The 12,495-nt window shown below is 55.9% G+C and carries 7 protein-coding genes and 1 pseudogene; 7 read left to right on the top strand and 1 reads right to left on the bottom strand.

All coding sequences use genetic code 11. From position 1 onward, the window contains the following. On the bottom strand, positions 1–779 hold a 779-nt coding region (locus tag Q0M74_RS09725; RefSeq protein ID WP_293953873.1), incomplete at its 3' end, for a DMT family transporter. A 233-nt stretch (positions 780–1,012) separates the two neighbouring features. Here Q0M74_RS09725 and Q0M74_RS09720 point away from each other — a divergent pair. The 7 genes and pseudogenes from Q0M74_RS09720 to Q0M74_RS09695 all read left to right on the top strand — a co-directional run. Continuing rightward, a complete protein-coding gene (locus Q0M74_RS09720) occupies positions 1,013–2,278 on the top strand; it encodes an aspartate kinase (RefSeq protein WP_293953871.1) in 1,266 nt (421 codons plus the stop codon). Positions 2,279–2,307: 29 nt separating this feature from the next. Next, positions 2,308–3,342, top strand: a complete 1,035-nt coding sequence (locus Q0M74_RS09715; RefSeq protein ID WP_293953869.1) for an aspartate-semialdehyde dehydrogenase — start codon at positions 2,308–2,310, stop codon at positions 3,340–3,342. A gap of 714 nt (positions 3,343–4,056) precedes the next feature. After that, positions 4,057–5,748, top strand: a complete 1,692-nt coding sequence (locus Q0M74_RS09710) for a SpaH/EbpB family LPXTG-anchored major pilin (RefSeq protein ID WP_293953867.1) — start codon at positions 4,057–4,059, stop codon at positions 5,746–5,748. A 78-nt stretch (positions 5,749–5,826) separates the two neighbouring features. After that, the gene (locus tag Q0M74_RS09705) at positions 5,827–6,720 is read left to right on the top strand and encodes a class C sortase (RefSeq protein WP_293953865.1); all 894 of its coding nucleotides are present in this window, start codon (positions 5,827–5,829) and stop codon (positions 6,718–6,720) included. Between the two features lie 7 nt (positions 6,721–6,727). After that, a complete protein-coding gene (locus Q0M74_RS09700) occupies positions 6,728–7,495 on the top strand; it encodes a hypothetical protein (RefSeq protein WP_293953863.1) in 768 nt (255 codons plus the stop codon). Then, a pseudogene (locus Q0M74_RS13910) lies at positions 7,495–8,067 on the top strand (vWA domain-containing protein); the annotation flags it as partial. The gene Q0M74_RS09700 and the pseudogene Q0M74_RS13910, both read left to right, overlap by 1 nt. A 612-nt stretch (positions 8,068–8,679) precedes the next feature. After that, a partial coding sequence (locus Q0M74_RS09695; RefSeq protein ID WP_293953861.1) for a DUF5979 domain-containing protein occupies positions 8,680–12,495 on the top strand: 3,816 nt, incomplete at its 3' end.

Here is a 12,495-nt window from a genome sequence, read left to right as displayed (position 1 = left end):
CCCATCCAGATCCATTCCCAGTCAACAACCTGGAAACGTTCTAGCAGTACGGCATAACCCAGTGAGAAGGCGATGATGGGCTCACCGATCTTCATGGCGGGAAGGGATGACCTCAGCGCACCGGCGTTGAAGGCATTCTGCTGGACCAGGGTTCCCACGGTGGCGACCAAGACCAGGGTGTACATCTCCCAGGCACCCAGCAGTCCCATGAGGCCCGAAGCAGTGAAGGTGTCTGCAACGGCCTTGGATAACACAGCCACATATCCAAAGATTGCACCGGTCACCAGCCCCTGGAGTAATGCGCGTCGACGTTTTCCGGACTTGGCTCCCACCTGATACAAAATCGCCAGAACCACTGCACCGATCAACAGGGCAGGGATCCAGCGTTGGATGGGTGGATGGTCCTCACCGCCAATGGGCCGGCCCATCACGGACACCACAGCCACTGAACCGGTGAGCAGGGTGGACCACAGGATTTCTGCCAGCGACATCCGGCGTTTGTTGTAGAATGCGGACAGCGGCAGGGTGAACATCAATGACATCACCAGGAAGGGCTGCACCAGTAGCAGGGGGCCAAAGGCCAGAGCCACGACCTGGAGGCCATAGGCGATGATGGCGGTGGACATGCCCGCCCACCACAGTGGCCGTTGGATGGCGGTGATGATGGGAGAGGTGCCTTCCGGGGCGCTGACCGCGATACCGTGGCGGACAACAGTTCCCCACGCGATGGTGAGGGCCGAGGCCAGAGCGAACACCACGGCTAACAGATCGCTTTGCACCCGCTCAACGTTAGTGGATGGGGTAGTAACCGCGTAACTCGAAGGTGCAGCGGCACAGCAAGGGGCAACCGTAGAGCGGCAAGCGGGCGTTGGTGGGCGTCGATAAGCGCTGTCTTTTGGGTTTTGGCAAAACAGGGGTGATTTTAATGTTTCCCTCGGATATGTATCGGGCGATCGAAAAGGTAGAGTGGTGATTCGTAACTGTCAGTACCGTGAGCGAAAGGTGCGCAAGGGTGGCCCTAGTCGTACAGAAATATGGCGGTTCTTCACTGGAGAGTGCAGAACGCATCCGAAATGTTGCTGAACGGATTGTTGCCACCAAAAAGGCTGGAAATGATGTCGTGGTCGTGTGCTCCGCAATGGGCGACACCACTGATGAACTTCTGGATCTTGCCGCAGCCGTGAACCCGGTCCCGCCGGCCCGTGAGATGGATATGCTCCTGACAGCCGGTGAGCGCATTTCCAACGCTCTGGTGGCCATGGCCATTGAATCTCTGGGTGCGGAGGCGCAGTCCTTCACCGGTTCCCAGGCCGGCGTGCTCACCACTGAGCGTCACGGCAATGCGCGCATCGTGGATGTCACCCCGGGCCGTGTCCGTGAGGCTCTCGATGAGGGCAAGATCTGCATCGTCGCTGGTTTTCAGGGTGTTAACAAAGAAACCCGCGATGTGACCACCCTGGGACGTGGTGGCTCAGACACCACCGCGGTGGCACTGGCTGCGGCACTGGATGCCGATGTCTGTGAGATCTACTCAGACGTCGACGGTGTGTACACCGCGGATCCGCGCATCGTGCCCAACGCCCAGAAGCTGGAGAAGCTCTCCTTTGAGGAGATGCTTGAGCTGGCTGCTGTCGGTTCCAAGATTCTTGTGCTGCGAAGCGTTGAATACGCCCGTGCGTTCAACGTTCCGATGCGCGTCCGTTCGTCCTATAGCAATGACCCCGGCACCCTGATCGCCGGTTCGATGGAGGATATTCCTGTGGAAGAAGCAGTTCTCACCGGTGTAGCAACCGACAAGTCCGAAGCAAAGGTCACCGTTCTGGGTATCCCGGACAAGCCGGGTGAGGCCGCCAAGGTCTTCCGTGCGCTGGCCGATGCCGAGGTCAACATCGACATGGTTCTGCAGAATGTCTCCTCCGTGGAGGACGGCACCACTGACATCACCTTCACCTGCCCACGTTCTGATGGGCCACGCGCCATGGAGCTGCTGAAGAAGATGCAGCAGCAGGGGGACTGGGCCAATGTGCTTTATGACGACCAGGTGGGCAAGGTTTCCCTGGTTGGTGCCGGCATGAAGTCCCACCCCGGTGTGACCGCAGAATTCATGGAAGCGCTTCGCGACGTCAACGTCAACGTTGAGCTCATCTCCACTTCCGAGATCCGCATCTCCGTGCTGATCCGCGAAGATGACCTGGATAAGTCCGCACTGGCACTGCATGAGCAGTTCCAGCTCGGTGGCGAGGAAGAAGTCACCGTCTACGCAGGCACCGGCCGTTAAACAAACTTTTTAAGGAACGGGTTTTTTAAATGACCACCATTGCAGTTGTTGGTGCCACCGGCCAGGTCGGCCAGGTTATGCGCACCCTTCTTGAGCAGCGTGATTTCCCAGCTGACTCCGTCCGCTTCTTCGCCTCCCCACGTTCTGCCGGTAAGAAGCTTGACTTCCGTGGCCAGCAGATTGAGGTTGAGGACATCACCCAGGCCACCGAGGAATCCCTCACAGGCATTGACGTGGCACTGTTTTCCGCAGGTGGTACCGCCTCCCGTGAATACGCATCATTGTTCACCGCAGCTGGTGCCACGGTGGTGGATAACTCCTCGGCCTTCCGTAAGGACGATGAGGTTCCACTGATCGTTTCTGAGGTCAACCCTGAGTCCAAGGACAACCTGGCCAAGGGCATCATCGCCAACCCGAACTGCACCACCATGGCTGCCATGCCGGTGCTCAAGCCCCTGCATGAGGCCGCTGGCCTGGTCAAGCTGCATGTGTCCTCCTACCAGGCGGTGTCCGGTTCCGGCCTGGCGGGCGTGGAGACCCTGGCCAAGCAGGTCTCCGAGGTCGGCAACCACAATGTTGACTTCGTCCACGATGGACAGGCTGCTGACAGCGGAGACCAGGGGCCTTATGTTGCTCCGATCGCCTACAACGTGATTCCTTTCGCCGGTGGTCTGGTGGATGATGGCACTTTCGAGACTGATGAAGAGCAGAAGCTGCGCAATGAGTCCCGCAAGATCCTGAACCTTCCTGAGCTCAAGGTCTCCGGCACCTGCGTCCGTGTTCCGGTTTTCACCGGCCACACCCTGACCATCCACGCGGAGTTCGAGCGTCCCATCACCGTGGAGCAGGCCAAGGAGATCCTGGGCAACGCTGCAGGTGTCAAGCTTGTCGACGTCCCAACCCCTCTTGCTGCCGCTGGCATTGATGAGTCCCTGGTTGGCCGTATCCGCCAGGACTCCACCGTTGATGACAACCGTGGACTGGTGTTTGTTGTCTCCGGCGACAACCTGCGTAAGGGTGCTGCACTGAACACCATTCAGATTGCTGAGCTGCTGGTGAAGTAGCTGTCAGTTTTTCACTCGGCGAGGCGAGGTTGTCACATTTTGTAGATGTGACAACCTCATTTTTTGTTTCACAACCCAGGAGTGTCGATCTTTACACTCGAATGCCATATGTGTTTTTTATCTCCATCTGACTCCCTCATTTTGGGTTTAATGCAAAGATGGGGGTCTTATTGCTTAGCTATTAGGGGTTATGTTTAGCACATGGGAAACCTGAGTGATTTTTATATTATTTTAAGCTTAATGAGGTGGGGTGGAAGGATTTATGCAGGGAAGGTATCGGCAGGGGTGGCTAGCTGCCCAAACCCTATTGGTATAATCTGAAGATTTTCACGTGATGAATAATTATCTGCATAGTCATATTTATGAACCTGAGAAGTTTTAACGCCTCAAGTTGGCTCCCGCCACCCGCCGGGTTATAGGTGGATTTAATCCCCTTTATCACGATTTATGTGAAAAATCCACCCTGTTTCAAATGGTGTAACCTGTGAAGCACGTGTGATATTGACAGCTAGCTGGGGTTGGGTTACTAATTAAGTAAACCGCTGTTATTTAGATGTCAGGCCAAATGGGGTCATATGCATCGGAGCAGATGATTAAGAGCGTTCCACTCTTGCTGGCGTGGCATCTTCTACCATCCGAGCCCATGAATAAGCGGCCTCGACCTTCATTCCGGCTGTCCCCTGGGGTCCAGTCGCTGATTCACAGGAGCATTCCATGCATTCCATTCGTCGTGCGGCATCGGTTGTCGCCGTCTCCGCCCTTCTAGCCACTGGCACCGTTGGTGCGGTTGCCTACAATGTTTCCCCGGCTGCATTGCCAGCTGCTGCGGCGCAGGAAGTGACCCCACCTTTGAGTGGTATCCCAGATACTGCGAATCTCCACATCTACAAGGTGAGGAGTGTTGACAATGACATTTTCGCGGATGGAACTGAGAAGACTGTTGGTGAGGATCGTGCGGAAGGTATTCGATACTCGGCATACAAGCTGAATGATATTGATCTGACCACTCAGAATGGTTGGCAGCAGGCAGCAGGGGTTGATATCGCGGACCTCTTCAACGGTTCGGTTCGCAATGAGAGAACTCTTAACATGAACCATCCTCGCCTGAGCGATGCGTCTAAGCGTGAAGAGGCGACAGATTCAGCGGGTCTGGCTGAGTTCGATAGCCTGCCAATTGGGTTCTACTTGGTTGTGGAAGAGTTCGATCCCCGTGATGTGAATGGTGTGGCCGTCGCGCCCAGCGACCCTTTCCTGGTTGCCGTGCCCATGACCAATCCAACGCCTGAGGTAGGCGGTGACGGATGGCTGAATACTGTGTATGTCTATCCAAAGGGACAGTCCTTCGGTGTTCCCACCAAGCTCATTAGCGATCCGGTAACAACAGCTACAGGCTACGATGTAACAGGTACTTCTCTTGGGGAGCAGATTGAGTACAACATCTCAGTTGATATCCCGCGCAGTCCAGTGGATGGCATGACGGGACTCACCTTCACGGATAAACTACCCCGGGAATTGACAAGCGGGCAGATCCAATCCATTTTCCTTAATGGACAAGCGATGGCACCGGGCAGCTATGATGTGCTCAACAGGGGATCAGTCGAAGGCACTGAAGAAAGTCAGATTCTCTTCGTGGACTTCACCCAATCCGGTCTTACTGCCTTAAATGCGGCTTTGGCAGCTGGTGACATTGAAATTAGGGTGCAAATCGGAGCTACCCTGAGTGCTGTTCCAGAGGATAATCTGGATAATAATGCGTGGTTCAGGCGCACCGAGGGATACGGAACCATTCCACCTGCAGACTGGGATCCTGCAAACCCAGGTGACGGGCCGAACCCTGGTGCCATTTCCCACACCGCCACCGCTATTTATGGACAGATCAATATCACCAAGGTGGATGTGAATTCCAATCCCATCACCGATAATCCTGCAACTTTTGAGCTGTACCGCTGTGAGGAACCTGGTGATGGACCACTGAGTATCGCAACTGACCCCATCAGTGTGGGAACTGATTCTGGGGCGCGGATCACGGAATGGCGCACCAATCCCGAGGGTGCGGTTTCCATCTCCGGCATCCATCTTGCAAACCTGCAGGGTAACGCGGCAGGTAACGAAAGGATTTTCCAGGACATCTGGGCGGATAAGGGAACAACCTTCTGCCTTCTGGAGACAGAAGCACCATCCAACTACGAGCTGTTGCCGCAGCCCGTGGCGGTCACTTTGACCCCTGATAGAAATACGGCTGGGTTGCTTACGACTGATGCACGGATTCAAAATGTCCAGGCAAATGCTGGTTTCAACCTGCCACTGACCGGTGGGATGGGTATCTGGGTCGCGCTCGGTGGTGGCGCACTGCTGCTGCTGATCGCAGCTGCCTACTACGCAGCCCGCAACCGCAAGCAGGCCTAAGGCAAGAGGAGGCGGTGGGCGAGCGTCGATAAGCATTAGGCGCAGTCCACCCCTCAAGATCTGGAGAACACTATGTCCGTGGACACCAAGCCCAGGGACAGCGGTGGTTCCCTTAAAGATAAGGTAATTCCGCTGGTACTGGCACTCGCCGGGATCATCGCACTACTTTATCCGGTGATCGCAACCTACCTCTACAACGCCGGGCAAAGCGCGGTGGTTGATGCCTACCGCAACTCCCAGTCCGAAGTGACTGAGGAGGATCGCTCCTCCTGGATCGAGCGCGCCCATGCCTACAACCAGGCGAATGCCGGCGCGCCCATCCTGGACCCATGGCTGTCACGGGTGTCCAAGGACAACCGCCCGTACCAAAACTATGAGGAAGAGCTCAACCCATCCGGTGACGAGGATGCCGTCATGGCGGCAATCTCCATACCAGTAATCGATGTGAAACTTCCCATCTACCACGGCACCGAGGATGACACCCTCCATAAGGGAGTGGGGCACCTCTATGGATCAGCCCTCCCGGTGGGTGGGGAGAACACCCACTCCATCCTGACCGGACACACCGGTCTGACCACCACGACCATGTTCGATGAACTTGACCAGGTGGTCATCGGTGACGCCATTTACATCGACGTGATGGGAGAAGCCCTCAAATATGAGGTGGACCAGATCGAGGTAGTGCTACCAGCAGAAACCTCCAATGTGCAGCCGATAGCCAACGCGGATCACCTCACCCTGATCACCTGCACCCCCTATGGCATCAACTCCCACCGCCTCCTGGTGCGCGGTGTGCGAGTACCAATGGACCCGGAGGAAACCATCGATGAGGCATTTGAAAACTCCTCACTTTGGCAGCCCTGGATGACCTGGGTGCTCCTCGGAGTGATAGTCGCGCTGCTGATCATTGCATTGCTGATTCGACGCGAGCGGCAGAAAAATCAGAGGGTGGGTGCTCACCGTGCTACGTAGTCTCAGCATGCTGTTGATGATCCTGGTGTTTTTCCTACCTGTGTCTGCTCAAGCGGTGGCCATCGACCCGACACGCACCGGCACCATCACCCTCAACTTCGCACATCCGAACATCTTCGACGATGTACCAGCTCCTTCTCCTGCGGGGGTGGGGGCCCGTGTGCAGCGGGTGAGTGATATCGACTTGAGTACCCGGAGTGGTTGGAGCGAGGCAGCATCCCTCACCACAGAAGACCTGCTGAACCGTGAGGATTCCGCATTCGATGTGGACCGCACCGGGTACAGCAATGAATCAGGCACTGTAACCTTTTCCGGCCTTCCCCTGGGGTTGTACCGAATAACGCCACTTGAAGAAAATACTTTCGTTCCTTTCATTCTCGCGCTTCCCTCAAGCTCGCAAGATGACCACTGGGAATACATAATTGATGTCCACCCCAAGGTGGCTGCTGCGCCCCTTGTCCCCACCGAACCCGGTGACGGAGACGATGATGGGGGAGATGGGACAGTATCCCCCGGCAAACCCACCACCAGCAAGCCACTACCCCCACCCCCGGGCGGTGGAATCCCCGGCCCTGGTGATACCGCACCAGGTGGCCAAGTGCCCCCGGTGCCAGGGGAGATATCCACCGGAGGTCTGGCCAGCACCGGAGCCAACGTTCTTGGTTTTATCGGAGCCGGCATTCTCCTGCTCTTCATGGGGGCGTATCTGACGTGGAGAACCCGCCGAAGCGAGACCATGGGGAAGACCAGTTTTAACTTTTGGAGTGAGAAGTAATGAAGTCAGTCGCATCAATCACCAGAACTTTCATGAAAGCTTGTGCGTCCCTCCTCGTGGTGTTGCTGGCCTTCACGTTGATGTCGATCCCGCAGTCACCCGTATCGGATACGGTCATGCCGGAGGCGCAGGCACAGACTGCTCCTCCTGCTCCGTCATCCGGTGTCTGTGGTTCTTCGGTTGCTTTCCTGGTTGACCTTTCCAACTCGCTGTCAGCTAGTGATGTCACACAGCTGAAAAATACCCTCCGGGAACTCGTACAGAGTCTCAATGGTGCGCCTTATGATGTGGCCATCTACACCTTTGGCACCCACTCCCCGTTTCGAGGGGGTGGCGGGAGAGTGCCGGTACTTAACCTTCCAGCCCGGAGCCTGCAGACTCCAGCCGATTATAACGCTGTCGTTAATGCTATTAACGCCTTATACAATCTGCCAGATTCCAACAATCCCAATGGGGGAACGAGCTGGGCAGCGGGGCTACAGGCTGTTGCTAATGATATGGCTACACATAAATACCAGGTAGTTTATCTTGTTACTGATGGGAAGCCGACCTATGACATTAATGGGCAGAGTAATCGGGCAGGTAATTCTACCGAGAAAATTGAAGTTGATCAGGCTTTGCAGCAAAAAGCACGCATTGAACAATATGGAGGAGCCCTCATCCCCGTTGGCGTGGGGACGGAAATGGCCAATAACGTGCAGATTCCCGTATATGATTACGTCTACGTGGAAGGCTGGTTGTGGTTCCCGGGACGGTGGGAGTGGCAAGTTGTTGATAGACCAGGACATAAAGATTTGCTTAATACCATGACTACTAATGGTAAAATGCCTATTATTGCGACAAACTATTCAAATCTGCAAAATCAACTTTTCGCTAATTTTGCCACCGGTTGTGTCCAGGTGGTTAAAGAAATCGTGGATGCCAACGGCACCGTTCTACAAAATGGGTCCGGATGGACATTTGATTTGAGCTTCGAAGGTCTGCCCGGCACAGCTGCCCCACCTTTTCAGGTGGTCACTGGAGCCTATGGAATTGCAGAGTTCTCCCTCGGTGGTTTTGGTTCAGGAAGCCCAAACGTCACAATTCAAGAGAGTCAACAAGACGGTTATAGCCTGATGCCTACAGCTGATGGGAATGCCCAATGTTTTGCCTATAAGGTTGGAGTTCCCCGCCGGGCGGTGAGCGTGACCAATGCTGGAGCTCTGGGTGTGAGGGTTCCGCTTAATGCCACGGAGATCATTGCCTGCACATTCCGGAACCTGGCCAGTGTGCCGTTGAAATTGACTAAAACAGTTAACTCCAACAGCACCATTCTTCAGGAGGAGTTGAACAGCAGAAAGTATTCCTTTTCCTATGACTGTCGTATTGGACAGGAGGTCATTGCCTCCGGTCGGGTGGAAGATGTTGCAGGTGGAGCCGAGGTCCAGGTAGGAAATGCACGCATCCCAGTTGGTGCGGAGTGCACCATCAGAGAGGATGAGCCTGAGGTCGCAGCGGACCGGTACAGCTTGGAAACAACGTGGTCGGCGGACAACGGTACCGTTTCGTCTCCCGGGCCCGGATTGGAGACGGTTGTAACTGTGGGATCTGGGGGGTTTACCTCTGGAGAAGGCACCACGGTGCAGGTGACAAACTCCTATGAGACTGCCTCCGCCACCATCACGGTGCGTAAGGATGTCACCGGGGACATTCCCCTGGCAAGTGCACCCGGCACGTTCCAGGTGCAGTATTCCTGTCGCTATGTTCCCGACATCGGCAACCCACCGGAGCTGGATCCGGATGCGCCTGACCCGTACTTTGTGGGCAATGGTTATGTCCTGGTTCCCAGAGACGGGACCCCTGTCACCATCCCGGTGGCTGACGCCGCGGGAAGGCCCATACCAGGGGGTGAGCCACGTCTTTTCCCAGTGGGTACGCAGTGTGAGCTGTCAGAGCCTGGATCTGCGACCAGTCCCATCACGGTCCCCCAATTTGACTTGGCCACCACCTGGCAGTCTGATATTTGTCTTTCCCCAGGTGCGGGCGCGGGTGATCTCAGCCAGTGCAACAGCAACTATATTTATGTGGATTCTGCAGATGAGCACAATGTCACAGTGGTGAACACCTATACCCGCCAGTTGGGTTCTGTGGTGGTGAATAAGGCGGTTGATGGTGATGCAGCTAGCCGGGGCAATGAATTCCAGTACCCGTTTGTTCTCCGCTGTGAAAATGATTTCACCCAAGAGTTCACGATCAGCGCCGGTGGTAACTACCGCGTTGATAATGTGCCGGTGGGAATAGAATGCACAGTTACTGAGACACCTCTGGAATCGGGTAGCTCCGACATCAATGTCACCTTGCCCGCCCCCCAAACTGTCCTGCTCCAGTCCAGGGATGAGGTTGCGAACGTCACCATGACCAACACCCTCAACTACAAGCAGGGAAGTGCCGTTCTAACCAAGGATGTGGTGATTGATGAGACGATCACCGATCCAGAAGTTGAGCTCTATCTTCGTACAACTACCTTTCCGATCACCGGTGTGTGCGAGCTACCCAACGGTGAGATTGAGCCCATCGAGGGTTCTGTGTCTGCGGACAGATCGCTTAGGATCAACAATCTCCCCGTTGGCACCAGTTGCAGGTTCATCGAGCAGAATCTGGATGATCTCCCCGAGGGGGTCGAGCTGGTCACTCCTGGGGCAGTGACCATCACTGTGACTGCGGAGGGGGAAAACACTGGCACTTTGGTGAATACTTTCCAGCCGGCACGTGGTGAACTGGTCATCACTAAAGATGTGGACGTCACCTTTCTTACCTCTGATCTCGATGCATTCATCCCCGAACAATTCACAATCAGCTACCGCTGTGTAGGTGGGCCGGAAGGTTCTGTATCCCTAGCTGCCGGCGGCCGGGAAATCATCAAAAACGTGCCTGCTGGTGCCCCCTGCGTGGTCTCCGAGGTCCTTGTAGATGCACCTGAGGTGGAGCGAACCACGGAGTTCAGCGGCGTGAGTGGTACCCAGAGTGGAGACGATTTCTCATTCAACTTCCCCACAGGGGGCAGCGGCGCAACCGTGGTGGTGAGTAACCAGTACCGGCCTGCTCTCGACGAGATCACCCTGATCAAGAAAACAGCTCTGGTGGATGCCAATGATGAGGTAATCACCAAGGGTTGGGTTGATGAGGTGATCAATCCGGACAGAACCTATCCCATCTCCTACACCTGCACCAGGCAGAGTGCACCGGACACAGACTTTCCCACCTATACCGAGAACATCCGCGCCGGGGTGGAGACCACAATCCAGGTGCCCGTCGGCACTGATTGCGTCATCACGGAAAACAGCCAACCAATCCCCAATACCTCAGGCCCGGTGGATACTTATTCCCTCAATGGGACCGAGGCGGTGGGGGAGCGCATCACGGTTGAGGTTGGTGACACGGAAGGTCCCCTCAAGGTGGATATTCTGAATACCTACCAGATGCAATACGGTAGCTTCAGCCTCAAGAAGAAGGTGGATGGTGAAGGCGTTGCCACCATCCCTTCCTCCAAGAACTTTAAGTTCAGCTATCGATGTGTTCTGGGTACTAATGAGATCAAGCAGGAGGAACTGAACATCGGCAGATTTGATGATGCCGCTGACTTCACAGTTGACGGGGTGCCGCTCGGTTCTGACTGTGTGGTGACGGAGGGTCTGGAGTCTGCGGATGAACCCAATGCGGACCTGGACAATCGCTGGACCGTGGCCGATAGTTCCTCAGGTTGGGGCGCGCAGGAAGATGCCTGTGGCACAGGCGCAGGTATCACCTGCACCACGGATGTTGAGAACTCTCCTCACCAGGCGACTTTCCGGATCGTGGCCAAGGAAGAACGCCCCTCCGGGGACCCCGGTGAGGCCACCCTGCTGCCTGCTAACTTCCAGGGCACTTATGTGCTGTGGAACACCTACACCTACTGGAAGAATATGCTCAAGGTAACCAAGAGCGTGGAAGGTGATGGGGCGGACCTTGCCACAGGGGATACCTTCACCTTCCAACTTGTGTGCACCGACCCTAATTACGCCGACAGTGGGTTGGGAGACCTGCCATTCATCCAGGATCCGACCATCACGCAGCGCATCTCCATCACCGGGGACGGGGATGCAACCGCACCAACCCCGGTGCCCGTGGGGTATGACTGCACCATCACCGAATCCCAGGTGGGCGGTTATGACGCGGTTGTGAGTGCAACTTTCGACGGCGATGGCTTCATCGGTGAAGACACCATCCATGATCCCACTGTTATTGAAGGCGCAACCGAGGGCTTCACGGTGGTCGCCGGGGATCTCTCCGGTGAGGGGTATGTTAATGCTGAGCCGCAACACATCACGGTGGTCAACAACTATAAACGCCCCCGTGCCGAATTGGCTGTGGCAAAGCAACTGGCGGGCAGTGACAACGTAGGCAGTGTTAACGCCTATATCACCGAGCCGAAAAGTTTCACCATGAACTGGGTGTGTACAGACCAGTTCATTGAAAATACCAGTTATTCCGGGACGGTCGTGGTGACGCTGGGTGCGGAACCCACCCCCCTTACCCTGGCGGACGGTACTTTGATCCCGCAGTCCGCACTCTGCTCCGTCAGCGAGGTGATTGACGCTAAGATCCCGGCGGGGTTCGAGGATGTGGTGAACTCCGCCCATGAGGTTCATGTCACCCGCGATGATCAGACCGTGTTCCAGCGGGCAAATGTGGTCACCACCGATGAATTCGGCCTGGGGGCGGAAGCCACCACGGTTGAATTCACCAACTCCTACTGGGTGAACCAAACCTACCTGGGGCTGGACAAATACATCGAGGGTGACCCGGACGGAAGTATTTTCCCGCCAGCTGGTGAAGACGGGGAAGGTGGCGTTGCTTTCAACTTCAACTTCCGCTGTGAGGTGACCAATCTGCTACCGGGTCAACCTGTTCCCGCCATCCCCAACCGCAACCCACTCACAGGAGAAACAGGGCCTGACGGAGGGGAGATAGTTGAGGGCTCC

It is taken from the genome of uncultured Corynebacterium sp., from assembly GCF_945649885.1.
GTDB lineage: Bacteria > Actinomycetota > Actinomycetes > Mycobacteriales > Mycobacteriaceae > Corynebacterium.
The sequence above is the reverse complement of the archived record's forward strand: the minus strand, read 5'-3'. Positions and strand labels throughout refer to the sequence as shown.